Origin of the sequence: Rosistilla carotiformis (assembly GCF_007753095.1) — a bacterium.
GTDB lineage: Bacteria > Planctomycetota > Planctomycetia > Pirellulales > Pirellulaceae > Rosistilla > Rosistilla carotiformis.
Window position 1 is genome coordinate 2,813,951 of the sequence record NZ_CP036348.1, and the last position, 25,920, is coordinate 2,839,870.

The window sequence follows — 25,920 nt, forward strand, 5'->3', positions numbered from 1 at the left end:
CCGCATGCCCGGAGATAAACGATGCATGCTATCACGTTGCCTCGCGAGGTGAGTGCCGACCAAAAATAGCGGCCGACCTGTTCAAGCCCCCTGCTGAAGGACAACTGGCGTTTGTTACGATGAAACTCGATGGATCGCCGAACCGACCTGCCAAGCCACCATGCCGCGTCGGTGCCCCCACCCAAGGATCTGAGGAACTGATGACTTCGATTGCGTCTTATCCGGTTGATATCGCTGCGGCATTGGAGAAGCGCTGGGCGGCAAAGGAACTGCCAGCCGACGCGCTCCCCTGTTCCGATGCCGTGATACGGTTGATCGACACGATGTATCAGGCGAGTCTGTTGCGTGAAGAGGGGAACGGCGTTCGTTGTCGATTGATCGTCGGGCCGCCGAGTGATTTTGTCGATCAGCTTTCCAGCGGTGCCAGCCAGTTGCATGTGCTACGGTTCACCGAGCCTCGCGATTTTACGCCCCATCAATTGCGCAAGTTGGCCGCCGCTGCGGGGTATTACCGCGCGCTGCTTGCTGTCGATTTTGACGTCGAGGGGACGCTATCGATCTGGGGGATGGTGATCACGGGAACCGATTGGGTCAATCGTGTCGAAGGGGAGCGCGCGGGCGAATTCTGGCTCCCTGTACGCCCGGTGATTCATTGTGTGGGACCCGGTCATTTGATTGTCGCCGCCGGCTACAATCGGATCCTGGAATCGTCCGGCGGCAAACTGCTGACCGATGGCTTCGATCCGTTCCGATCCAGCTGGCTGTCACATCAATTCCGGCTCGTCCGCACCTCGTTGATCGAAGAACTGGCGCAGCTGGAGCCCGACGACTCGACAACCCGAATGTGCGATACGTTTGTCAAAGACATCGCGCAAAGCATCGTCCGCCGCGTGCTGCATTTGGTGCGCACCCGTGGCCACGGCGGGATGCTGGTCTTCCTGCCCAACGGTTTGGACACCAGCCCGTTGATCGATCGCTGGTTCCGCTTTCGCGTTCGTTTCGAAGGCGATGATTCGACGTTGCGATTCCGGCGTTTGATCGTCAACCTGATGCAACAGGGGCGGCGACTTGGTGAAGCCCGCGGAATCAAAGAGGTGACGTGGGAACACTACCTGCAAATGCGGCATGGCGAACTTGCCGAACTGGATGCGGCGTTGATCGAATTTGGGCACTTTCTGGCCGATTTGATGAGTGCCGATGGATCATTGGTCGTCGATCGCAGCTTCCGTTTGATCGGCTTTGGTGCTGAAATTCTTGGTGATTCGCATGTCACCAGCATTCATCGCGCGTTTGATCTCGAGGCGATCAACGCCGTTCCCGAACCCGCCGATTCGTCGGGCACGCGGCATCGATCGGCTTACCGTTTGGTCAGCGGGCTGCGCGAAACCATTGCGGTCGTCGTCTCGCAGGATGGCGACGTCCGCTTCGTCGCCCACCACAAAGATAAACTCACCTACTGGCCCTACCTGCCGTAAGCGACGACTCCGCGACTTCGTTCCCTGCTCGCAAGCTTTCAGTCGTGCTCGGTCGCATTGCGACGGTACTTTTACTTTTGCTCGTACTCGTATTCACGCAATCACGCGTGCGAATTCGGCGGGGCGATTCCAAGCGTCCCCGAAGCGACGCGTCGCATTGGCATTGGCAGGCCGTGCGATCCAGCCGGTGGCGATGGAGTCGACAAAAAAACTGGCCTATCTATCGGGGCAGGCGACCGCGACGCAGCACGCGTAGCTCTCGATCCGATACCATTGCCAATCGATAGCTTGCGATCAGCAGCCGGGACGAAACAGCAGACGCGATTTCAGAGGATTTTGATGACGACAGTTTCGGATTCATGGAAAACTTCCGCCGGCCAGGCGTACCAGATTTGGCAAGCGGGTGTCGATGCAGTGCTCGCCGATCGGCTGGTCGCCGAAACCGTTTGCGTCGACGGGCAACAGCTGATGTTCGAAGACGAACCGTTCGACCTGGCCGGTATTGGACGGATTGCCGTCGTGGGAGGTGGCAAAGCGGCCGCGGCGATGGCGGCGGGATTGGAGGCGGCTCTGGGCGAGCAGCTTTGCCAAAGCAAGCAACTGCACGGCTGGGTCAACATCCCCGACGGCACGCAGCGACCGTTGCAATCGATCCACGCCCATGTCGCTCGACCAGCGGGAGTCAACGAGCCGACGCAGGCGGCCGCCGTAGGGACCGCCGAGATTTTGCAGATCGTCGCCGATTTGGAGCCGAACGATCTATGTATCGCGCTGATTTCCGGCGGCGGATCGGCGCTGTTGACCGCGCCGCGCGCCGGCATCACGCTCGATGAAAAGATTGCCGTCACGCGGTGGCTCAGCGGCGCCGGAGCCAACATCGAACAATTGAACACCGTCCGCAAACAACTCAGCGACGTCAAAGGCGGCCGCCTGCTGAGCACCTGCAAAGCGGCGAATCTTGTTACGTTGGTGATCAGCGATGTCTTAGGCGATCCATTGGATACGATCGCCTCGGGCCCCACCGTTGCCGATTCGTCGACCGCCGCCGACGCTTTGGCGGTGCTGCAACAATTTGATCCGCAGCAGGAATTGCCCGCATCGATCTACCGGGTGCTGTCGACAGCGTCATCCGCGGAGCCCGCTGGCGGAGAGTGCATTCCTCATCTACACGTGATCGGAAACAATGCGGCGGCCGTTGACGCGGCAGGCGTGCGGGCCGAACAGCTTGGATATTCACACGCGATGCAGTCGGCCAGACAAAGCGAAGGACAAGCTGAACATGTCGGAGTGCACTTGGCCAAAATGGCCCTTTCGATGTTGCGGCAGCCCGGTCCCGATTGTCTGATATCCGGCGGCGAACCTGTCGTCCAACTGGCTCCTCAATCCGAACGCGGCCGCGGCGGACGCAACCAACAATTGGTATTGGCTGCGCTCGGTTGGCTGATCGAACATGGGGATCTGACAACCGATGAACGCTCTCGGTTGACGATCCTCTCCGGCGGGACCGATGGCGAAGATGGTCCAACCGATGCCGCCGGCGCGTTTTTTAACGCCGAGGTCTGGAGTCGCGCCGAAGACCAACAACTCGACTGGCAAGACTTTTTGCGCCGCAACGACGCCTACACCTTCTTCGAGGCTTGCGGCGGGCTGATCCTCACCGGCCCAACCAACACCAACGTCTGCGACGTCCGCGTCGTCACGATCGCCAAGTAACACCGTGACACCTTCCCCCCAACAGTGTGGCCCTCGCCCACACACGCGTTTAACCACGTGGGCAACGCCTCGCGGAGGGTGTAACTCACAAACTCAGGATGTCTCACCTCTTTCTGCAATACCAATTCTCACTAGCAACCCCATCAACGCGCAACATCAAAACTTGCGCTTCGTGCTAGTAAAAGCACACAGCATTGGTCCCGACACCGTTGTACCTTCGCGGCTGTTCCCATTCCGTCTAATCTCCGTGCCTCCGTGAGAGTTTTTCGGGTCCCAGTACGAGGCCTCTCACGGAGGCACTAAGGCACAGGGGGGCAGGGCTGAATGGCACGTAGGTAGGCGTAACCTGTTGTGGCAAGACGATTTTGGTGCGGGTTTCTTGGAGTCCGCATGAGTTTAAACGACTTGGGCCTCATCTTGACCACTCTCTTTTCTTGCCGTACTGGCCGCCATCCTACGACCAAGCGGTCCGTTGGTTCGGGACAAACGCTAAGTGATGTCTGACGGTTTACGGTTCCTACGTGGAGCTGGTCGAGACCGTGTCGGCGGTCAAAAAGGAAACGACCCCCGTTTTTACATCGTACATCGCGCCGACGACGAGTAGATCGCCGGCATCGACTGCGCTGCGGATCGCGTGGCTGCGAGTCAAGATTTCGCGAACCGTACGCTCGACGTTCTTCTCGGCAATCCGATCGACAAAATCATCCATAACTTCCGGTGGCATCGTCGCGACGCCGCGACATTCATCACCTTCCACCGACTCTTGGATTTCAGAGACGATCGCATGCAAATGCGGACGGCCGTTATCGTGTTCGGAGTCTTGGGACGCTTCCAAGAAGTTCACCGACGACGCGACGGCGCCACAGCGGGTGTGCCCCATGACGAGAATCAGTTTGGCACCAGCTACGGTCACCGCGTACTCGAGACTGCCCAGTGAATTGGTGCCGATGACATTGCCGGCCACACGCACGCTGAAGATGTCGCAGACGCCAAGATCGAAGACCAGTTCGGCTGGAACGCGTGAATCGATACAGTTGAGCACGGCGGCAAGCGGGCTTTGAGTACCGGCGGTTGTGTCGATTGGCCGACCGTAGCCACGCGAAATTCGACGATCGGTATGAAACCGTTTATTGCCTTCGGCAAGGATGTCGAGCACTTGTTTCGGAGTCAGGCGATCTTGGACCGCTCCGGTTGAAAAGTCGGCAAATTGGGTTTCATCCGGCAGAGCGTACTTGTCTCGAAAACCTCGCAATCGGACACTCACGCCGCGGGTCGGACCTGTTTCCTCTTTGAATTCTCGGATCAAACTCAAAACATCGGGATCGATGTAGTCGGACTCCGACGCGTCCAGCAGCATCTTCGACCCGGGCTTCGCTTGATTAAACATCGTGTCCAGTGCCGCACGATTCAGAAAACTCACTTGATTCGCCAATTCGACATGCACCACGTCGCCGTCGATGTGCGGCTCCACGACGCGACGAATCGGACGTCGCAAATTGCTGTTCAGAATAAATAGGACACTGACGGCCAACCCAATCAGAATTCCAATCAGCAAATCGCTGAAGATGATTGCGACAACGGTGATGACGAACGGGGCAAACTGATATCGTCCCTGTTTCCACATGTCACGGAACAACTTGAGGCTAGCCAATTTCGATCCGGTGTAGATCAAGATGGCTGCCAACGCCGCCAACGGAACCATGTTGAGGTAGACGGGAAACAGTCCCACACAAACCAGCAACAAAACACCGTGAAGGATTGCAGAGAGTTTGGACGTCGCCCCCGCGTTGATGTTGACCGAACTGCGGACAACAACCGAGGTCACCGGGATTCCACCGATGAATCCGGCAACCATATTCCCTACACCTTGCGCCCACAACTCTCGGCTGCCGGGAGAATTGCGGCGACGGGGGTCCAGTTTGTCCGCTGCTTCGAGATTGAGCAGCGTTTCCAATGAGGCGACCATGGCAATCGTCACACCGGCGACGTAGACCGCTGGATTCGTCCACTGAGAAAAGTCGGGGAAGGTCAGGAAACTGCCAAACTCCGCGAGACTTTTGGCAATCGGAATCTGCACCAAGTGACTTGTGTCGATCGACCATCCCTCGCCAAACCGCGACAACATGAACTGGATCGCCACCCCGGCCAGCACGACCACAAGCGGAGCTGGAATGCCTGAATTTTTGAGCACTTTCAGTCGTGCCCAAAGCACCAGCAACGCAAGTGATGCGAACCCGACGACGGCCGCACCGTAGTGTATCTCGCCCTGGAAGATCGTTGCGATCTCAGAAAACGTATTTTCGTGGTCTGGCTGCGAGAACGACATTTCACCTTCGGGATCATTGTCGTGGCCGAGCAAGTGAGGAAGCTGCTTGAGAATCAGGATCACTCCAATCGCGGCCAACAGTCCCTTGATGACACTCGACGGAAAAAAGGCCGATAACGCTCCCGCTTTGGCGATGCCAAGCCCGATCTGAATCACTCCGCCGATAACGACAGCAAGCAGCAACGCATCAAACGCTCCCAGGTTTGCAATCTGCGCAGCGACCACGGCGGTTAGGCCTGCCGCAGGACCGCTCACGCTGGTATGCGAACCGCTCAGGGCGCCAACCACAATTCCGCCAACGACACCGGCGACAATTCCAGAAAATAGCGGCGCTCCGGAGGCCAAGGCGATGCCGAGACACAACGGCAAAGCGACAAGAAAAACGACCAAAGATGCTGACAAATCTCGAAACACGTTGTTTGGCTGAGAGTTATTTGCCGGTGATGTGGGTTCGCGTGTATCGTCCGTCGTGGATTCCATTATCTGTCCGTTAGCGTTGCATCGATTCCTGTTGCCGCCGGAATTGCCACGGCGGATCTTTCCGTTTGTCCCCGCGGCGAAACGCACAGGCTGGGAACGTGAAAAGGTGCGGACAGGAATAGCGCCTGCATGCTCTCCGCGCCCGCTGATCGCCGCGCGGATACCGCCCCCTTCAATTGTTTAACCGCGTGGGCCAACGCCCCATGCGTCCAAGCAACCGCGAGACAGCGTCTTGCGGTTGGGGAAGCCCCAGCGCCTGCGGCTTATTCGCCGCCCAGATATCGCAGCTGGATATCGGTGTTGGGAAGCGAGGGCTTGAGCGCGTCGACGCCCTCCTGAGTGACCGCGGTCCGAGTGACCTTCAAGTCTTCGAGCGACTTGAGATTCTTCAGTGGTTCCAGTCCCTCATCGGTGATCAAAGTCGAACCGAGATGCAGGAACAACAGCTTCGTCATCCCGCTCAGATAGGGCATTCCCGCGTCGGTCAAACGCGTGTTGTCCAGATTCAACCATTCCATGTTTACAAGCGTATTGAGCGGTTCGATCCCCGCGTCGGTCAGGTTCACACGCCACAGGTTCAGCTTCTTGAGCTTCGTCAATTGCCCCAGTGGCGGCATCGCGTCGTCCAAGATCTGCGAACATTCGCTGAGGTCGAGTTCTTCCAGATTGGTCAGCTTGGGCATGTCGGCCAATCCCGAGGCATCGATTTGGTTGCGAGCCAAACGGACCTTCTTCAGCTGAGGGAATTGAGCCAGTTTGGCGATCGCTTCGTTGCCGATCGTCGTTTCGGCGAGGTAGATCTCCTGCAGTTGCTGCAGCGGCGCCAACGCGTCGAGCCCATCTTCGCTGACCCACAAGAAGTCGAGTGCCAGGACCTTTAGGTTCGGAATCTGAGCGACGTGAGCCATCCCGTCGTCGCCGACCGAACAATCGCCGCTCTTGCCCGACAGTCGCAGCGCTTTGAGTCGTTTATGTCCAACCAAGTGTTCCAAACTGGCATCGTCGACCGCGGTATCGCGGAGATCCAGGTTCTCCAACGATTCGATCTGTGCCAGTGTCGGCAAAGCTTCTGCGGTGATCGGCGTTCCCAACAGAAGCACCGAACGCAGGCGAGGCAGTTTGGTCAGCGGAGCCAGATCGGCGTCGGAGACCGACGTGCCGCGATAATCGACTTCGATAATCAACCCATCGCCATCGCGGCGGACCTTTTCGGTAACGTTCATGATCGCCGCAACCGCTTCGGCATCGTCGCTGACCGTCGGGGCGGGCTTCGTCGCTGCGGGGGCGCTGGTCGCAGACTTCGGTTCGGCGTCGGTGGGCTTTGATGCAGTTTGGGAGTTGCAACCACAAAGGGCAAGCGTGAACAAGCAAGCGGGGGTAAGGATCAAACGGTGCAAAGCAGGATTCTCCCAAGGCGGGGTAAAGAGGCGGGAAAGGGCAGGGTTTCGCTGGCAGTGTAGCAGATCGGCAACGCCCGCGAAGGCTCCCGTTCGACCGGGCCGACAGTCGAACGCTAGGAACCGTCCAATTCTGGTAATCTGTAAACGCGGTACGTCTCGTTCTGTTCGTTCCCCGTTGGGTAAATCATCACCAGCGGCAGATTCCCCGGACTGATCCGCCGATCGACGATCAGATATTCCGTCTTATATTCTTCGCGGAATTGTCGCAGCTGGTCGTAGCGAATCGTTACCCGCACCCCACCCAACCGTCGCGGGAAGATCTCCGCCATTCGACGTTTCCATTCGATCAAGCTGGGCGCGTCTTGAGGGACATCCTTCCAGTTCACCACTTCGGCCCGTTGGGCAAACCATTTGAAGGTCTGCTGATGGCGAGGGCTTAGGAAAACGGCCTCTGGCGGCGTGTTGTCGCGGACCCAATCACACACTTGGCGCCAATCGGAATAGACCCGCAATTGATACTCTGGCGGCCGGTTCACATCAAAACTGATCAACGACTGACGGCAGGCATCGGGCATCACCGCGCGCTGACGAACCAGAAACATACTGCTGAACACCAGCACGCAAACGGTCGCGGCGAAGCCGACGCGTAAGCCGGCAGATCGCGAGACCTGCGTCGCTGTCAAGGAAGCGGCCAAGCACAAGCCCGTGGTCAGCGGCACGATCGCATCGGTTAGCCGAAACCAATAATACCGCAGCAAACTGGCGGCCAAGTCGGGTGCGACCGCGGGCAGCATTGCCACCAACATTCCCATCGCCGCGATCGAGACCGCACCGACCGTGAACCATAGCACCGGACGCAGCGATTCGCGACGTCGCAACGGCCAAGCCAATCCTACCGTGACCGCGATCAGCAACAGATGGCCGATGTAGCGCCGCGGAGCAAAGCTGGCTGGATAGAGATGATGCGAGATCCGTTGATACGTATAAATCGAAGCTGCCTGCCGGGCATCGGCCGGGTCGACTCCTTGCATCGTCGCCATCCCCGGCGCCACGCCGAACATTGCAATCGCGCCGCCGATCACCAACGGAATCGCTTGACGTTTGACTTCGGCAAGCGTCCACTCTCGCGTTGTTGCCAGCAAGGCGATCATCGCCGCGACAACCGACCAGCCCCCCACCAAGACGTGGAACGCGCTAGCGGCACCTAGCAAAGGCCAGACCGCCCACCATCGCTGACGGACCATCGACTCCATCGCCAGCAGCACAAAACCATACGCAAAGACTTTGGCTTCGATCCCGCCGATCACCCACTCGCCCGCCAGGTCCGCTTGTTCGACGCCCACGATCCAAACCAAGCCAACCAACAGGCTGGCGTATCGCAGCGGAGCGATTGCCCAGGAGAGCCGTTGAAGCGCCCACGCGATCATCGCCCAACCGAGGATGCGGCCGATCCAAGCCGTGGCGGACAACGAAGTGAACTTGGTCAGCCAACCGATCGTCAAATAGAACACGACGTGGGCTTTCCCCGACGTGACAAACATATCCCCGGCGCACCAAGTGGGATCCCAATAGTTTTTCGCTTTGGTCAGATAATGCGCTTCGTTGATTCCCGGCGGCGGATCGCCGGCGTGGACAAAAAATAACAACATCAACAACGACACCTCCCACAGCTGCCGCGTCATCGAGAGACGTGGTGCGACGTGCGCGCCGGTCGGCGGATCGGTGGCGGTGGTTGAGATGACAGGCTCCATCGAAATTTTGGGTTACGCGTGTTCCAACTGAGAGATCAGCAAGCGACGACGAACGGTTCCCTTGGCGGTCAACGTTCCCGATTCAACGGCCAGCGGAACCTCGATGCCACGCACGATCCTAGGGATCGCGTGCGCCGGCAGATCGTTCAACTGGTCGGCGATTTTTGCTTGCCAGCGTTCCGTGTCGGCGGCGGTTATTGGGGCGCCTTCGGTGGCGATCCACGCGGTGAGGACCGGTTGATCCTGTCCGGAGACCAGGGCGTGGGTGATCCCCGGCATCTGGCAGATCCGCGTTTCGATCGCCGCCGGCATCACTTTGCGGCCGGTGCTCAGCACGATCATGTCGTCGATCCGACCTAGCACCTGCAAACATCCGTTGTCGTCGAGGTGCCCCAGGTCGCCGGTTTGCAGCCAGCCATCGACCATCCGCGCGGCCATTGCCGCATCTTGCTTGTAATAGGTTTTTGCGAGGCCCGTACCGCGGCAAAGGATTTGTCCCTGAGGATCGAGCTTGATTTCCACGCCTGCGACCGGCCGACCGACCACGCCGGGGGCAGCGTCTTGGGGAGTGGCGGAGCAGATCACGGGGGAGGATTCGGTCAACCCATAACCCTGAATCACGGTGATGCCCCAATCGGTAAAGTCTTTGAAAGTCGCGGAGGGCATCGCGGCGCCACCACAACCCAACATCCGCAGCCGATCGAGTCCCAAGCTGGCCAGTCCTTGCTGCGGGCTTGCGGCGGACCGCGCCTGATGGGCGATCTTTTCGGCGAGATGGGGAACAAGGTTTATGAGGGTTGGTCTGACGGCGATCGCCGATTGCAGCAGTCCTTCGTATCCGCTGGCGGCCGCCAGGACACTGCGGCTGAGAATCCATGTCCCCAGGTCGCACGTTCGCGCGTAGGCATGGGAGATCGGCAGCAACGTCAGCCGCCGATCATCGGGCGTTTGCGGCACGGCGGCCAGTTTTCCCGCGGCGTTGGAGGCAAGGTTGCCGTGCGTTAAGACGACGCCTTTGGGATCGGCGGTGGTTCCCGACGTATACATGATCGCTTCGGGCTGCGTCGGCTCCAAACCTGATGCCCAGTTCACTGCCCGTTGCAAACGGGTGCTGTCCTCGGGGAGCGCGGCCGCCGCGGAACAAATCGCATCGATGGCCAACGCTTGGCAACCGTTAGGGAGCGCGAGAGGGCGATCGCGATGCCCCGCGCCAAGCAGCAGAAACTGTGCGTCGCAGTGCTGGATCAACGCCGCGACGTGGGAATCGGGCAATCGCACATCGATGACGATATCGACGGCGCTTTGCGGCGGTTGAGCCTGGTCACGGAAAAATCCGACCAACCGCAGTGCTCCCAGCAGGACCGCCAATTGGCGACTGTTGTCGCAGACGATCGCGACATGATGTCCGGGCGAGACGCCCTTGGCCGCCAAACGTTCGGCGGCCTGGAGGGTTTGCGAACCGATGTCGGACCAATTGAACGATTGGGCCGTGTGACGATCGAGCGGATCGATCCAAGCCAAAGCGTCGCCGTGTTGGACAGCATTGGCTAACAGTTGCTCAATCAAAGACATCGACGCGGGCTCTTTACGATAGCTTCCAACCGTCGGGTAGCGACGCGTTTTTACAAACGATCGGAATCCCGTCACGGATCGGGCACTCTTCGTGCGTGTCGCTTTCTTGGATCTTCGAATCGTTGACGATCCGCACGTTTTTGCCGACGCGACAATTTTTGTCCAGGATCGCACCTTGAACGACGCTCCCGGCGCCAATACCGACTGGCGGCTTGCCTTGCGACGCAGCGGTTTGTTGGCGGGCGGAGGTCTCGTAATCATCGGCTCCCATCAGGATGCTGTCTTTAATGACCACCCCTTCACCGATGATACAACGCAAACCAATGACACTGTTTTCGATCACAGCGCCCTTTTCGATCCGACAACCGTCGGCGATCAGGCTGCCCGTGACCTGAGCCCCTTCCATCAACGTCGGTGGCAGGAAGCGTGGTCGGCTGTAGACCGGCGATTCCGAATCGTTGAAGTTGTAAGGAGGGTTGTGCTGCGCCAAACTCAGATTGCATTCATAGAAAGCCTTGATCGTTCCGATGTCTTCCCAATAGCCATCGAACAAGTGCAATTGCACTTTTCGCGATCGGATGGCGGCGGGAAAGACTTCCCGGCCAAAATCCTGGTACTGCGTTTTTTGCAGGAAATCGACAAGCGTATCGCGATTGAAGATGTACAAGCCCATGCTGGCGACACAGTCGCGACCGTGGCTGGGAACGCCTTGGCTGTCGAGCCACGCCGGATCCATTTTGACCATGTCGATCTCTTCAGGCGTCTGCGGCTTCTCCAAAAAACCGACGACGCGACCCGCATCGTTGACTCGCATGATTCCCAACGCGTGGGCATCGTCTCGCGAAACGGGAATTCCGGCGATCGTCACATCGGCCCCCGATTCGATGTGCGTCTTCATCATGTCGCCATAGTCCATGCGATACAATTGATCGCCCGACAGGATCAGCACATGCTCGACAAAGTCCTGTTCGATATAGCTGAGGTTCTTGCGGACCGCGTCGGCGGTTCCTTCGTACCAATCGGTACCGGAACTTTCGGTTTGTTGTGCAGCCAACAGTTCGACGAAGCCACCGTTAAAGTGGTCGAACGAATAGGTTTGTCGGAGGTGCCGGTGCAGACTGACCGACAGGAACTGTGTCAGACAGTAAATCTTGTTAACACCACTGCTGATACAGTTGCTGATCGGGATATCGATCAGGCGGTACTTCGCGGCCAAGGGAACGGCGGGTTTCGCACGAATCTTGGTAAGCGGGAATAGACGTGTTCCGCGACCACCACCTAAAATCAGCGCAATTGTATTACGCATTGTGTCTCCAAAACCTAAGGCTCAGCTCGAATGCACACCAAACAGCAGACTGTGCTTGACGCAATTAATGAGTTGAGAATATACCAGACTTTTGCTCGGCAGGCAGTCACCCCACCCAACGCAATTTGACCATTTCCTCGCATCTTAGCCCCGAGGGGTCTAGCTTGCGGGGTTGGGAAAGAAACGACCATCGGACGCAAGTTTCCGGTAAATCGGACCGCGCCCGCGAGCCCTCCCTATTTTGCCTCCGCATCCTTCATTGAACGATATTCCGAATGGCAGCTAAAAACGAAGTGGTCTTTGATCGAAAGCGCACGATCCAGGCAATTGCCAGCGAATTAAAGGTTCCCGCCAAACAAGTCGAAGCGGCAGTCGACCTGTTGGACGAAGGGAACACGATTCCGTTTATCGCCCGATATCGCAAAGAAGCGACCGGCGGTCTGGACGAAGTGGCTCTGCGGGCGATTGAAGATGCGTTGGAAAAAGCGATGGCGTTGGCTTCGCGGAAAGCGACCGTTTTAAAAACGATCGACGAACAGGGGCTGTTGACCGATGCGTTGCGACGTCAGATCGAAGCCTGCGGCGACCTGCAAACTCTGGAAATCCTGTACCTGCCGTACAAGCCCAAACGCCGCACCCGGGCGACCGCAGCCCGCGAGAAGGGACTGCAACCGTTAGCCGATTTATTGTTGGATCCCACCGCCAGCAAACAATCGAAAGATGAAATCCTCGCGAAATTTGTGAACGCCGAATTGGACGTTCCCGATCGTGACGCCGCATTGCAAGGGGCGTTGGATATCGTCGCCGAACAGTGGTCCGAGAAAGCGGAAACGCGGACCTGGATGACCCAACAGGCCTTTGCCAGCGGGCGGATCACGTCGCAAGTTCGCCGTGGCAAGAAGGAACAAGCCAGCAAGTTCGAACAGTACACCGATCATCGCGAACCGGCCAAGAAGATTCCTTCGCACCGTCTGTTGGCGATGATGCGAGGTGATTCCGAAGGTGTGCTGCGCATCGGCGTCGAATTGGACGACGATACCATCCTGCGAGACCTCAAGCCGAAACTGGTTCCCGGCCGCCAATCGCCCTTTCAAAAGGAACTGCTGGCGACGGTCGACGATTGCTACCAACGGCTGCTGATGCCTGCCACCGAATCGAGCGTTCTGCAAACGCTGAAACAACAAGCCGATGAAGAAGCGATCGCCGTTTTTGGTAAGAACCTACGCGAACTGTTGATGTCGCCTCCCGCCGGGCCCCGCGTGACGATCGGAATCGACCCTGGGTTCCGCACCGGCTGCAAAGTCGCTGTTGTCGACGGAACAGGGAAATTCCTGACGAACACAACGATCTACCCCACGCCTCCCAAGAGCGATCTGGCTGGTGCCGGGGCGGCGTTGTTGAAACTGATTCAAAAACACAACGTCGAATTAATCGCGATTGGCAACGGGACCGCGTCGCGGGAAACCGACGCGTTTGTCGGCGACCTGATCAAGAAACACAAATTGGCGGTGACGAAGGTCATGGTCAGCGAATCGGGAGCTTCGATCTATTCGGCGAGCGAATTGGCGGGCAAAGAATTTCCCGACCTCGATATCACGGTGCGTGGCGCAATTTGCATCGCGCGGCGGTTGCAGGATCCGCTGGCCGAATTGGTGAAGACCGATCCGAAGTCCATTGGCGTTGGCCAGTACCAACACGATGTCAACCAGACACAACTGCGGAAGTGTTTGGAGCGTGTCGTCGAGTCTTGCGTTAACAATGTGGGCGTCGATTTAAATATGGCCAGCGTTCCGTTGCTGTCGCACGTCGCCGGGATCGGCCCCAAATTGGCTGAGAATATCGTCGAATATCGCAACGCCAACGGACGGTTCACCGACCGCAAACAACTGACCAAAGTTCCCAAGTTGGGCAAGAAAGCGTTTGAACAAGCGGCAGGTTTCTTGCGGATTCGCGACGGCAAACAACCGCTCGACAATTCGGCGGTCCATCCCGAAAGTTATCCGATCGTCGATCGAATGGCGAAGCGATTGGGAGCCGATCCGAAAGCGTTGGTTGGCAACGCAACGCTCAGCCAAAAGCTGAAGCCCGAGGAATTTGTCGACGGCAAGGTGGGGATTCCTACGATCGCCGACATCATCAGCGAACTGGGGAAACCAGGCCGCGACCCGCGCAGCGAATTCAAGGTCGCTCAGTTCGATGACACCGTCAACGACATCGAAGACCTGAAGCCGGGACTGATTCTCGAAGGGGTGATCACCAACGTCACCCACTTTGGTGCTTTCATCGACATTGGCGTTCATCAAGACGGATTGATTCACATCTCACAATTGTCCGACACTTATGTCAGCGATCCTAGCGAAGTGGTGGCCGTTGGCGATGTCGTCAAAGTCAAGGTGATGGAGATCGACATCCCGCGCAAACGGATCTCGGTAACGCGGAAGTTCTAAGCGAGACGCGCTGCAATCGGTTGCGGTGATGGGATTCGCAGCGCGTTTCGAACGCGTGCGTTTACCGTCGACGCTTTGTCCGTCGGCGTTACCGTTTTGCCCAATCGATTCCCGACATTTGAGCCAACGCAACGATCAATGCTTGGGTTCCGTCGCGGCCATGGCCCTGCGCCTTCAAGGCTTCGTAGAGTTGCTTGCCCAATGCGAGGCCTGGCATCGAGAGCCCCATCCGGTGCGATTCGTCCAAGACGATCCCCATGTCTTTGATGAAGTGTTCGACAAAAAATCCGGGATCGAAATCGTTGTCGATGATCTTGGGGCCCAGATTCGACAGCGACCAACTGCCGGCGGCCCCCGATCCGATCGATTGCATGACGGTGGGCAAATCCAGTCCCGCTTTGTAGCCATACAGCAGGGCTTCGCAAACGCCAATCATGCCGGTCGCGATCAAAGTTTGGTTGACCATTTTGGTGTGCTGCCCCGATCCTGCCGGACCTTGGTAGACGATCGTCTTTCCCATCGCTTGCCAGCAGGGCTGCAAGGCTTCGACGACCGCTTGGTCGCCACCGATCATGATCGATAGCCGCGCCTCGCGGGCTCCGATGTCGCCACCGCTGACCGGTGCATCGACACTGTGGATGCCACGCGCTTGTGCCGCTTGAGCGATCTCCACCGCCAACGAGGGTTGGCTGGTCGTCATGTCGATCAAGACGCTTCCCGGAGACGCGTTGGCCAACGTTCCTTCGGGGCCCAAGGTGACTTGTCGCACGTCGCTGGGGAAGCCGACAATCGTGAAGATCAAGTCGCTTTGCTGAGCGACTTCTTTAGGACTGTCGACCAAGCGTGCTCCCTTGGCGACCAGATCGCTCGCTTTTTCCGGCGAACGATTGTAGACGGTCATCGAAAAGCCAGCGTCGATCAGGTGGCCACACATGCTGCGGCCCATCACGCCGGTACCGATCCAACCAATCCGTGTTTTGTTTGCTTCGATCGTGAGCATGTCGAGTGCGCCTGGGTGTTGGTGGGTGTCTTGTTAGGTTGGGTCGGCGACAATCGCCGTTGTCGCATCAAATCGAACTGTCAGGCCTGCTTGCGCGCAGATCGATTCGATGATCTCGGTCGCCAATTGGTCTTCGACCTCCAGGCTGACCGGCATCTTTAAACGCTCGGAACTGGCGGCGGAGGTGTCCAAGGTAAAGCCGCTGGCATTGCAGACCGCTTGCAAAATCGAAGCGGCCGGTTTCACGCCCGGGATCCTTAAAGTAAATCGTCGCATTTGCGGCTCGACGGCGGCCAAACCCTTGTTGGGCTTAGCATTTGGGACAGCGTCGATGTTACGAATCCGATGGTGGACCGACGAATTTCCCGTCACGCGGATCAGCGCTCCCCGCTTTTCAAACGTGACCTCGGGATCGATCTTCCGCAATGCGCGGGTGACCGACGCGGTGACTTTGGCCGCCGGGTAATCTAACCCGACAGCGGGGCCTTCTTCAATCGGATGCATGCGAAAGGTCGCCGTCTGCAAATCGTATTGCGGCACCAAATCAAATCCTTCGGCCAACAGGACCAGCGCACCGCCGGCATCGATCTGTCGCAATGCGGAGCGATCCCAGAGATCGTGGGGGAGCGAATCGCCAGCGACCAGAACATTCCATGTTTGCGAGATCTGTTCGGCAATTTCCGCGGGGGTGGTGGCACGCGGCCAATCGAGATCATGCGGTTGCAGTAGCCGTTTGGCGACGCTGATCGGAAGTTCCTTGAGTTCCGAACGCAACGCCAAGATCCGCGTTGCCGCGTCGATCGCTCGCCCTTGAGGCGCGACGATCACGATCGGATCGGCATATCCGACTTCCAGGTCCGCCTGCGTCGCAATGGCTTCGAGCGTTTGCTGCAACGATCCCGCCGAGGCGGACAGCGAAACCGGCGTGGTGGGATCGATGCGGCGATCGATCCAGACGTTGATTTGATGCGTCTCGCCAATCCGGTGAGCCACGACGCGGAGCGGCAACTCGGTTCCCGTGACCCGACACGTGCTCGCCAATTGCCCGCCGAAATCGTCCGCACCCTGAGCGGTCGCGAACAGCGAAGCAACAAGACAAGCCATCCCAAGCAGGGCGGAGTGTAGGTTCACAAGATTGACCAACCGGCGGTATGAGCTTCAACCCGCCGAACGGTTCGGCGGGTTGAAGCTATCTTAAACTCCGCCGTCCTCGCTTTGGAGTGCCAGCCGGTAAAGTGTTCGGCACGCCCCTTTAAACGCCTGACAGATTTGCGATCGATCGCGTATACTTTCCGCGATGAACGGCGATCCAATCTGGCAAAACGAATATCCTTTTACTTCGCGATGGCACGAAGCCGATGGGCATCGATACCATTACCTCAACGAAGGGGCTGGCGATCAGACGATCCTAGCGGTCCACGGCAATCCCACGTGGAGCTTCTACTGGCGTAACGCAATCCAACGATTTCGCGATTCGCATCGCGTCGTGGCGGTTGATCACATCGGGTGTGGGTTAAGCGACAAACCTCAGGACTACGATTATTGTCTGGAAACGCATGCAGCGAATCTGGGCAGTTTGATCGAGGCGGCGGATCTGCGGCGGATCACGTTGTTGGCGCACGATTGGGGCGGGGCGATCGGACTGCTAGCGCTGACACAGCATCGCGAACGCTTTGAACGGATCATTTTGCTGAACACCGGTGCTTTCCCGCCTCCCTACGTTCCCTGGCGGATCGGCGTACTGCGATGCCCGATTTTGGGCCCCTTGGCAATCCGAGGTCTCAATGCGTTCGCGGGGCCCGCGGTGACGATGGCGATGTCGAGGCAAACGCTCAGCCCGACCGCGAGGGCGGGGCTGTTGGCACCCTACAAAAATTGGTCCGACCGAGTGGCGATCAATCAATTTGTCCGAGACATTCCGATGTCGCCGCGGCATCGGACCTGGCAACCGCTGGAAAAATTGGAGGCGGCGCTGCCAAGTCTGGACCATCTGCCGACGCGTCTGATTTGGGGAATGAAGGACTGGTGCTTCCGTCCGGAATGCATGGAACGGATTCAAAAGTCGATGCCGCACGCGGAAACCGTCCCCATCGACGATGCGGGGCATTACGTGATGGAAGACGCTCCGGATCAGGTGCTCGACGCGATCGATGAATTCCTCGTTCGCACCAACGACCGTGCCGCGTTACCGGCGACCGACGGTCCGGCGGCTTAAGCCTGCCTTCCGCGAGTCAAGGCTACAAAAGCCGCGTTTCAATGGGCCGCCGCTTGGGGTATAATCCCTCGCTCAGGGAATGACAGGTTCACGTTTTGCCGCAGGTGAATGAGCGCCGCGTTGTCCCCGAGCTAGACCTCGCTGGGCCTGAAATGCCACGACTCGCAACCTGCGAATTACGGCTGCCGTTTCCCGCCAGGCGTCGTACGAATTTCAGCGGCAGCGGATGTTTTGGCAGACCGGATGGTTGTCGATGGACTCCGCGATGCGAATCCTCGAACACTTTTGCCCACCGGACGCTCGTTGAATCACGAAACTATCACCAGCCGCGAAGATCTCGATCGATTTTGCGAGCGGCTCGCCAAACAACCGTTGATCGCCTTCGATACCGAATTTGTTTCGGAGGATCGGTACCGCCCCGAGCTGTGTTTGTTGCAAGTGGCTGCTGGCGACATGCTGGCGATCATCGACCCGATCGCGATCGGGACCACCCAGCCGTTTTGGGATCTGATCTCCACTGCCGGTCGAACGGTGATCGTTCACGCCGGACGCGAAGAGATGCGGTTCTGTTGGCGGTTCACCGGCAAACCGATTGCCGGGTGCTTCGACGTGCAATTGGCTGCCGGCTTTGTCGGCATTGAATATCCTGCGTCGTTGGGGAATCTGGTCAAGACGATCTGCGGCAAGACGTTGGGCAAAGGCGAGACACGGACCGATTGGCGTCGCCGGCCGCTTTCCGAAGGGCAGATCGAATACGCGCTGCAGGATGTGATCGATCTGGCCACGCTGCACTCCACGATCGGCAAGATGGTCGACGACCTGCAACGGCGCAGCTGGTTGGACGAAGAGATCGCGACGCTGCAAACGACGGTCGCAAACAACGAAGAAAACGAGAGTTGGCACCGCGTGTCGGGCAGCAGCAGCCTGCCGCCACGGCAGATGGCGATCATTCGCGAACTGTGGCGTTGGCGGGAAGCGCGCGCCCAGAAGACCGATCAACCGGCACGGCGCGTCCTTCGCGATGATCTGATCGTCGAACTGGCTCGACGTGGCAGCCCCGATCCGAAACGGATCAACAGCATCCGCGGAATGGAGCGACGCAATCTGCAGCCGCATCACGAAGCGCTTGCCGAAGCGATTGGGATCGCCTTGGATTTGGATGAAAGTGAATTGCCGGTCAAACCGCGCGGGGAACGCCGTGCTAAGGTTCCGATGCTCAGCCAGTTCCTGTCGACGGCGATCGCTTGCGTCTCGCGGACGCACAAGATGGCTCCGGCCATTGTGGGGAACGCCGATGACGTTCGCGAACTGCTGACTTATGAAATGGGGGGCAACAAGAACGCTCCCAAACCGGCGCTATTGCGAGGCTGGCGTGGCGATGTCGTGGGCAAAGCCTTCCGCGATGTCCTGGATGGTCGCTTGGCGATCCGAGTTGCCAATCGCCAGGCCGAACAGCCGCTGGAATTTATCGACGTCCAACCCTAGCGGTTGGGGCGGACGGCTCGCGTGAGGCGACCCACCTACCGACCGATCCGCAGTGGATGCAGGTCGATGTGCGGCTTGCGGTCGCCGGCCAGTTCGGCGATTAGTTTGCCCGTGGCCGGGGCAAGAGTGATTCCGATCATGTTGTGCCCAGTGGCGACCAAGACGTTCGCAAACCGTGGGCTGCGGTCGATGAACGGGATGCCATCGTAGGTCATGCTGCGCCATCCAAACCACATTTCTTCGGTTTGAGGACCGTTGGGTTCGTGCAGGTACAGCTCGGCCGCGTTGCCCAGCAGATCGAACCGTTTCTGTCGGAATCGCGTATCGTAGCCCGCGAATTCCATCGTGCTGCCCAGCCGGTAACCGCTGTCAAACGGTGTCGCTACGACTTTATGTTCTTTGAACAGCAAAGGCATCCGAGGGCTGATGCTGGGACGGGATTGCGTGATCGAATATCCTTTGCCCGGCTGTACCGGCAATCGGCAGCCAAGATGTTCGTTCATGATCGGCGTCATCGCACCCATCGCCACGACGACGCAATCGGCAGTGATCTCTTCGCGTTCGGTGATCACTCGCGTGGCGCGCCGCGAATCGTAAGGATCGGCGTCGATCCGCACGACTTCGGTGTTTTCGCGAATCTCGACGCCAAGTCCCTCGGCCACCTTCCGCCACGATGCGACCAATCGATCCGGACGCACATGGAAGTCCTGGGGGTAGTGCCACGCGCCTGCTAGTCCCTCTTTCAGCGAAGGTTCAAACGCCTGCAGGTCGTCTCCCTCGATCCGGTCCGCGGGAAAATCAAACTCGCGACGGATCCAGGCATCGGTCTTTGCATACTGTTCAAACGGACCGGGAGACTTAAAAACAAACAGCGAACCCTCGCGGCCGAGTTCGCAATCGATCGGTTCGTTTTCCAACAATTCACGGTAGGCGATCTCGGTCGATTCCAGCAGCGCCGCCCGAACGCGCGCCGACGCGAGCATCTGCTTTTGATTGCAGCGAAGTGCAAAGTTGGATAACCAGAACCACAACCGAGGATCAAAACGAGGGCGGATGGAAAACGGAGAATCGGGCCGCAACATGGCCTTGAGCGTACTGGTGACAGCGCCGGGAGTGTTCAGCGGCATGAAGTGACTCAGCCCGATAATCCCGCAATTGCCACGAGAGCAGGCGACGCCGGTGCGACCGCGTTCCAGAATCGTTACTTTCCAGCCTTCTTTCGCAAGATAATAAGCCGATGCGATTCCAATCACCCCGCCGCCGATCACGATGGCGCGACGTTCTTTTAAAGTAGCCAAAGGCCTGCACTTGTTTTGGATGTTTGTGGTTGGTTTGAACTCCCGCGTCGACAACGCTCGGTGATCCGCCGCACCAACATCTGTCTGATATCTGCATTGTGCGCATTGACAGCCGTGACGGAAGTGCCTCGTGAACGTAGGTATCCGATCGGTGGGATGCTTTGGACGCTGTCGTTTGCAACGTCTGGATTGCCCATCGCATGCCCGTGGCGGGGCCGTGGTCTACCGGCACGGGGACGACCTGCGATGTTTTCGGCTAGGCGAGGGCGACGTCGGCCGCTTTGAAAACCGTTTGAGCGCGGCGATAGCCCATCCGTTCGTACAATCGCAGCGCGGCGGTGTTATCGGTGGTGACTTCCAGGTGCATCTTTGTCAGGCCGACACGTTGAAAGCCCTGCGTGGCGAGATTCAACAAGATGCTTCCCAGTCCTTGTCCCCGATGAGGTTTGGCGATCCCTAAGTTTTGAAGTGCGCCCCAACCGTCGGCTTGGATGCCTTGGACCGTTCCAATTGGCAGCGGCTTGCGCGAATCGGAATCGCGAAACCTCAGCAACCAAGTCGCTTCGGGAACGAAATTCGATCGTCCGGCGATCTCTTGCATCAATCGCTGGCAACCATCGCGTTGCCCCAGGCAAGGGAAGACGTTCGCATCGAGCTCCCACTGAAAGCTCTCGTACTTCGCCAACCCATGCTGCCGCAACAGATCCTCCGACCAAGGGAGGACTTCATAGCCTTCGGGCAATTGGTAACTGGACGGTACAAACCGATCCAGGTCCAGTTCCATTCGGTAGCGTTTGAAGTAGGTGATACCCATCGGCCGCGGCCTCCCGTCGTCGCAGAATCATCAATCTCTGGTTCGATCAATTTTACCCCATTTTGCGCGGCTGCCCATCGATAAAGCGGCCCGCAGCGCGTTCGGATCCAAAACGGCGAAATGCTAGGCGATTTGAACCGGTTACGGTGATCGGAACGCTCGGAAATCCTGCGCGATGGACTCTTGAACCGCTCCGGGTTGCATCGCCCGATGGCTTCGACGAAACTTGAAACGCAACGCCCTCCGCAAATTTTCCCGCCCGCTTTCTCCTCTTTAGACTGGATACCGCTACCGTGCCATTTGATCTGACCGGTTCGACAACATTGATCACAGGCGGCACCCAAGGCGTCGGCGCTGCGATCGCAACGGCGATCGCCGGTTCTGGCGGAAACGTGGTGCTGCACGGACTTCACGATGACGACGCGGCGCAGACGACGCTTGCCGCTTGCCGCGAAAAGGGAGTGACGGCGGACTTGGTGCTGGGCGATTTGGCTGGGCCGACCGAAGCTTGCGTGGGCCGCTTGTTCACCGCTGCGACCACTGCCCATCCGCAGATCGATCGCTTGGTCAATAACGCCGGAACGTTTATCGATGTTCCGTTTTTGGAAATGGATTTTGAGCGGTATCAGCGGACGATGCAGTTGAATGTTGCCGCCGGTTTCTTCCTGACCCAGGCCTTCGCGCGGCGGTGGGTGGAACAGAAGACGCGCGGCCGCGTCTTGTTTACCGGGTCGATCAATGGCCAGTTGGCCGAACCGGATCACGTTGCCTACGACAGCAGCAAAGGGGCGGTGTTGGCGATGGTCAAGTCGATGTGTGTGGCGCTGGCGCCCTATGGAATCCGTGTCAATGGAATGGCCCCCGGGTTGGTGAAGACACCACTGACCGGAATCCTTGAAAGCGACCAAGACCTGGATGCCTGGATGCGTTTGCACACGCCCAATGGACGTGTTCCCGAAGCGTCTGCCTGTGGCGGAGCGGCGGTGTTTTTATTGAGCGACGAAGCGGAGCATGTCCATGGCCAGATGTTGTTGGTCGACGGCGGAATGAGCATCTGGCAACAGCCGGATTTGCCATCGTCGTTGCGAGGCAAGCTGTCGTAACTCGAAAGGGACCTTTGCGGCGAAACTAAATCGTCGAGACGGCCGATGGGTCGTTCGACGTCGTTTTTTCGCAGGTCGGCGCAAAGATTTTCAGGTCGTGCCGGGGCGATGCCAGCGGAGCGCTGTTGGGATAAAGCCGCTTGATGTAGTGTCGCCGGGAACTGGTCAGCAGGTGCCGTTGCCAGCCCCATCGGTCCAGCAGGCGTTCGGACAACCGGGCGTTACTGGCTTCGCAAACGATCGCGTCGGTACGTTTGATTTCGGCGATCGCGTCGAGCGTCAGCGCTGCGAGTCGCGCGGTGGCGAAACGGGTGCCGGGAGTCGAGACGACGTACTTCAGCACCAAAAAATTGGGCTGGCTCCACAATTGATCGTAATACAGTCGGCAGACATCTTGCTGCGAATGGGAGTCGCGTCGGCGGTTGTCTCGCCAAACGCGTAACCGCGTGACCAGCGTGGGCCAGGGGCGCAAGTGAATCGAACTCAGGCAACCATCGCGGACTTCGATCACCCCGTGGTGGCGACGCTGCAGCGTCGCGGCGCCCTCTTCTAAATCGCAGACTGTCTCAAACAACGGCATCGCTGAATTCCTGGTTTCCGGTTCGATGTTTCCCGCGAAGTCCCCCGATGTCGATTTTGGAAACGGTTGGATCGGGGCAAGGTTCACCGACCCGAATCGTCGTCAAAAACTTGGGGCCTTCCCGGCTTAGAAACATACGCCAGGCAGGTTCGCGATGACGCTACGGGGTGCGGAATTGAGCGTGACGATCGGTGCAAGACAAACGGTCGTGTCGATTGCAACGATCGGGGACCGCAGGGAATATTTATTGTTCCGCAGTGCTGGCGAAGAACTCCACGATCGTCGACGTCTCGCCATCGTCGACCGAATCGCGACGCAGTTCCAGTTCGATCCCCTGGGCGTGGATGTCGACGATCGAGACGCTCGCTTCGCTGCCCCAAATCACTTCGGCTTCGGCGGTGGGTTTGGGCCGTAGCGGTGGCACGAATCCGGCGAAGAGGGTGGCAACGCGTTGCCCCGGTTGGTACCGGACTCGCAACAAACCATGCACTTCATCGACACCTTCGCGAGTGCTGCGTTGAATTCGTTGGTCGACATCGTCGGCCAGCGGTGGCGCATCGAGATCTTCGGTGCCCAGGTCCGCTTCGGCCGTCGGTCGCGAGATTCCGACCCGCTGTTGAAGCGTCGCAATCAGGTTGGGCAGAGTGGATTGGAATGGCCAGTTGATAAACAGGCAGGCGACTTCGCTGGCCAACAGCAGCAGCCAGATGAAAACCGTGGCGATCCAGCTGGGGTGGAGCGCGGTGAGCCAGAGCGTCAAGATGACGGCGGCTGGAGTGAAGGCAAACGGTAGCCAGCGGGGCGGGGTCGCCGAAGCCTGACGGCCGTCGCAGCCAGAACGCTGGGCCAGCCAACGTGCAACGTTGGTCGCTGCGATCAACAACATACCCACCACCGCGATCTGCCAGCTGGAGACGCTGGCAGATTCACGTGCGAGGCCGCGGATAAACAGGATGACCGCCACGCCGTTCCAGGCCGCTAGCCATATCGGCCAGCGGGATTCAAGCAACAGCGTGGGCAGCCGCGAGGAGCCCGGCGATTTAGACGGCAACGGTTGCATTCTTGCAAGCGGTGGCGAATTCTTCGGCGCGGTCGGTCTTTTCCCAAGTGAAACCATCCCCCGATCGACCAAAGTGGCCACCTGCGGCTGTCGGGCGGAAGATCGGCCGGCGCAGGTCCAGGTAATTGATAATGCCACCGGGGGTCAGTGGGAAGAATTCACGAATCGCTGCGCAGATCTGATCGTCGGGCAACGTGCCGGTTCCCTGCGTGTCGACGTGAACGCTAACAGGTTCGGTGACACCAATCGCGTACGCCAATTGGACTTCGCAGCGTTCGGCAACGCCCGAAGCAACGATCGTCTTGGCGATGTGGCGAGCCATGTAGGCCGCGCTGCGATCGACTTTGGTCGCGTCTTTGCCGCTGAACGCACCACCGCCGTGACGGCCCCAGCCGCCGTAGGTGTCGACAATGATCTTGCGTCCGGTCAGGCCACAGTCGCCGTGGGGGCCACCGACAACAAACTTGCCGGTTGGATTGATGTGATACTTGATATCACCCTTGTCCAGTTCGGCGGGCAAGCAAGGCGCGATGACTTTCGATTTCACTTCTTCGACGATCGTGGCGTGATCGACGTCGGGCGCATGTTGGGTCGAAACGACAACCGTGTCGATACGCACCGGCGTGTTGCCATCGTATTCGACAGTGACTTGCGCCTTGTTGTCGGGACGAATCCATCCGATCTCGCCCGTTTGGCGAGCTTCGGTGATCCGGTTGATGATCCGGTGCGACAACGCGATCGGCAACGGCATCAGTTCGGGAGTGTCTTTGCAAGCGTAACCGAACATCAGACCTTGATCGCCAGCACCGATCTCCTTGCCGCTGTCGGAGTTTTCGTCGACGCCTTGGGCGATGTCGGGGCTTTGCGCGTCCAGCGAGACCAACACGGCGCAGGTGCTGCCGTTGATGCCCATCTGGTCGTCGGTGTAACCCACTTCGTTGATCACTTGGCGAACCACGTCGGAAAATTTGACGTTCGCCTTGGACGAGATCTCGCCGGCGATGCAGGCCATGCCGGTTGTGACCATCGTTTCGCAAGCGACGCGGCTGTGGGGATCTTGTTCCAGCAGTGCGTCGAGGATGCCGTCAGAGATCTGATCGGCCAGTTTGTCAGGATGTCCCATGCTGACCGATTCACTGGTAAATAAGTATTTGCCACTAGACACGAACGAGACTCCTGAGAATGTGTTGCAGAACGTTTGATTGGCTGGCAATTCTAGCTGACCGGTTCGACTTTGTGGACCCACGCAAAGATGGGATTTTCCGTAACCCGTGCCGCGTGCGCCGCCATCCGCACCGCGGGGCCTCCGCTGACGAGAATCGCCAACAGCGCCAGTTATGCTAGCGAAATGTTGATCTTCCCTAAATCCGGGATCTCGATAGAATCCTTCGTCGCAGTGGAACGAGGCATGGACGTCTCTTGCGGGTTCCGCCGCGTTAATACGTGCAGATACATGGAGAGGCAGCAATGCGCAATATCTTTATCCTGGGCATCCTGGTGGTCGCGGCCTTTATGGCAGGCTGGTTCACGATCGATCGCGATGGTGAACAAACGACAATTAAAATTAATCGCGACGAAATCCGCCAAGATGCCAAAGTGGCGATCGAACGTGGCAAAGAGTATTTGGATCGCCAAAACCTCGTCCCGGGTGATAGCAGCCAGGCCAATTCGCTTTACAACACGGTGGAACGCGCCGCGTCGGAATTGCGTTACGTCAAGGAAGGTGGTGAGTACGGAACCCCCAGCGGTTACCAACCCCCTGCCTATCAGCCGGCTGGCGCTCCGGGACAGCTGCAATATCCCTACCCGACGGCAGCCCAGCCCCAGCCACAAGCGGCTCCCAGCGGGTTCAACCCCGCCCGATATTAGTCGCTTCCCCCGTGACGGGGCAGTTC

General features: G+C 58.6%; 19 protein-coding genes. 7 read left to right on the forward strand and 12 right to left on the reverse strand.

Annotation, left to right across the window (positions count from 1 at the left end; all coding sequences use genetic code 11):
* Positions 1-200: 200 nt before the first annotated feature.
* Together Poly24_RS10375 and Poly24_RS10380 are read left to right on the forward strand one after the other, a co-directional pair.
* Entirely contained in the window at positions 201-1,475 is a 1,275-nt protein-coding gene (locus Poly24_RS10375) for a putative sensor domain DACNV-containing protein (RefSeq protein ID WP_145094305.1), read from the forward strand.
* A 339-nt stretch (positions 1,476-1,814) separates the two neighbouring features.
* The gene (locus tag Poly24_RS10380; protein ID WP_145094308.1) at positions 1,815-3,188 is read left to right on the forward strand and encodes a glycerate kinase type-2 family protein; all 1,374 of its coding nucleotides are present in this window, start codon (positions 1,815-1,817) and stop codon (positions 3,186-3,188) included.
* Positions 3,189-3,705: 517 nt separating this feature from the next.
* On the opposite strand, the gene Poly24_RS10385 is transcribed toward Poly24_RS10380, so the two are convergent.
* The 5 genes from Poly24_RS10385 to Poly24_RS10405 all read right to left on the reverse strand — a co-directional run bounded on the left by Poly24_RS10385 (position 3,706) and on the right by Poly24_RS10405 (position 12,023).
* Positions 3,706-5,916, reverse strand: coding sequence for a bifunctional SulP family inorganic anion transporter/carbonic anhydrase (locus tag Poly24_RS10385; protein ID WP_231753566.1), 2,211 nt, complete (start codon positions 5,914-5,916; stop codon positions 3,706-3,708).
* Between the two features lie 341 nt (positions 5,917-6,257).
* A complete protein-coding gene (locus tag Poly24_RS10390; RefSeq protein WP_197452477.1) occupies positions 6,258-7,391 on the reverse strand; it encodes a hypothetical protein in 1,134 nt (377 codons plus the stop codon).
* 116 nt (positions 7,392-7,507) lie between these two features.
* Positions 7,508-9,145, reverse strand: a complete 1,638-nt coding sequence (locus Poly24_RS10395) for a DUF6798 domain-containing protein (protein WP_145094314.1) — start codon at positions 9,143-9,145, stop codon at positions 7,508-7,510.
* Positions 9,146-9,157: 12 nt separating this feature from the next.
* The gene (locus tag Poly24_RS10400) at positions 9,158-10,717 is read right to left on the reverse strand and encodes an AMP-binding protein (RefSeq protein ID WP_145094317.1); all 1,560 of its coding nucleotides are present in this window, start codon (positions 10,715-10,717) and stop codon (positions 9,158-9,160) included.
* A gap of 13 nt (positions 10,718-10,730) precedes the next feature.
* Positions 10,731-12,023, reverse strand: coding sequence for a glucose-1-phosphate adenylyltransferase (locus Poly24_RS10405; protein ID WP_145094320.1), 1,293 nt, complete (start codon positions 12,021-12,023; stop codon positions 10,731-10,733).
* A gap of 275 nt (positions 12,024-12,298) precedes the next feature.
* Between Poly24_RS10405 and Poly24_RS10410 the strand changes: the two genes are divergently transcribed.
* A complete protein-coding gene (locus Poly24_RS10410) occupies positions 12,299-14,470 on the forward strand; it encodes a Tex family protein (protein WP_231753567.1) in 2,172 nt (723 codons plus the stop codon).
* An 88-nt stretch (positions 14,471-14,558) separates the two neighbouring features.
* Here Poly24_RS10410 and Poly24_RS10415 read toward each other — a convergent pair whose 3' ends face one another.
* Together Poly24_RS10415 and Poly24_RS10420 are read right to left on the reverse strand one after the other, a co-directional pair.
* The gene (locus tag Poly24_RS10415) at positions 14,559-15,470 is read right to left on the reverse strand and encodes an NAD(P)-dependent oxidoreductase (RefSeq protein WP_145094323.1); all 912 of its coding nucleotides are present in this window, start codon (positions 15,468-15,470) and stop codon (positions 14,559-14,561) included.
* A gap of 33 nt (positions 15,471-15,503) precedes the next feature.
* Positions 15,504-16,574 carry a hypothetical protein gene (locus Poly24_RS10420; RefSeq protein WP_145094326.1) on the reverse strand — a complete coding sequence of 357 codons (1,071 nt, stop codon included), beginning with the start codon at positions 16,572-16,574 and terminating at the stop codon, positions 15,504-15,506.
* A gap of 193 nt (positions 16,575-16,767) precedes the next feature.
* Here Poly24_RS10420 and Poly24_RS10425 point away from each other — a divergent pair, with 193 nt between their 5' ends.
* Positions 16,768-17,685, forward strand: a complete 918-nt coding sequence (locus tag Poly24_RS10425) for an alpha/beta fold hydrolase (RefSeq protein WP_145094330.1) — start codon at positions 16,768-16,770, stop codon at positions 17,683-17,685.
* A 303-nt stretch (positions 17,686-17,988) separates the two neighbouring features.
* On the forward strand, positions 17,989-19,170 hold the full coding sequence (locus Poly24_RS10430) for a ribonuclease D (RefSeq protein WP_145094333.1): 1,182 nt from the start codon (positions 17,989-17,991) through the stop codon (positions 19,168-19,170).
* Between the two features lie 35 nt (positions 19,171-19,205).
* On the opposite strand, the gene Poly24_RS10435 is transcribed toward Poly24_RS10430, so the two are convergent.
* A complete protein-coding gene (locus tag Poly24_RS10435; RefSeq protein ID WP_145094336.1) occupies positions 19,206-20,468 on the reverse strand; it encodes an NAD(P)/FAD-dependent oxidoreductase in 1,263 nt (420 codons plus the stop codon).
* Positions 20,469-20,724: 256 nt separating this feature from the next.
* Positions 20,725-21,282, reverse strand: a complete 558-nt coding sequence (locus tag Poly24_RS10440) for a GNAT family N-acetyltransferase (RefSeq protein ID WP_145094339.1) — start codon at positions 21,280-21,282, stop codon at positions 20,725-20,727.
* Positions 21,283-21,575: 293 nt separating this feature from the next.
* On the opposite strand from Poly24_RS10440, the gene Poly24_RS10445 reads away from it, so the two are divergent.
* Positions 21,576-22,385, forward strand: a complete 810-nt coding sequence (locus tag Poly24_RS10445; protein ID WP_231753568.1) for an SDR family NAD(P)-dependent oxidoreductase — start codon at positions 21,576-21,578, stop codon at positions 22,383-22,385.
* A 25-nt stretch (positions 22,386-22,410) separates the two neighbouring features.
* Here the strand turns inward: Poly24_RS10445 and Poly24_RS10450 are convergent, their stop codons facing one another.
* From Poly24_RS10450 to metK, 3 genes are all read right to left on the reverse strand, one after another.
* Positions 22,411-23,052, reverse strand: coding sequence for a hypothetical protein (locus Poly24_RS10450; protein ID WP_145094342.1), 642 nt, complete (start codon positions 23,050-23,052; stop codon positions 22,411-22,413).
* Positions 23,053-23,209: 157 nt separating this feature from the next.
* Positions 23,210-24,016: a hypothetical protein gene (locus Poly24_RS10455; RefSeq protein ID WP_145094346.1), complete on the reverse strand. Its 807-nt coding sequence runs from the start codon at positions 24,014-24,016 to the stop codon at positions 23,210-23,212.
* Positions 24,006-25,190, reverse strand: coding sequence for a methionine adenosyltransferase (gene metK / locus Poly24_RS10460; RefSeq protein ID WP_145094349.1), 1,185 nt, complete (start codon positions 25,188-25,190; stop codon positions 24,006-24,008). The genes Poly24_RS10455 and metK overlap by 11 nt, the downstream gene beginning before the upstream one ends.
* A 302-nt stretch (positions 25,191-25,492) precedes the next feature.
* Between metK and Poly24_RS10465 the strand changes: the two genes are divergently transcribed.
* Entirely contained in the window at positions 25,493-25,894 is a 402-nt protein-coding gene (locus Poly24_RS10465) for a hypothetical protein (protein WP_145094352.1), read from the forward strand.
* Positions 25,895-25,920: the final 26 nt, after the last annotated feature.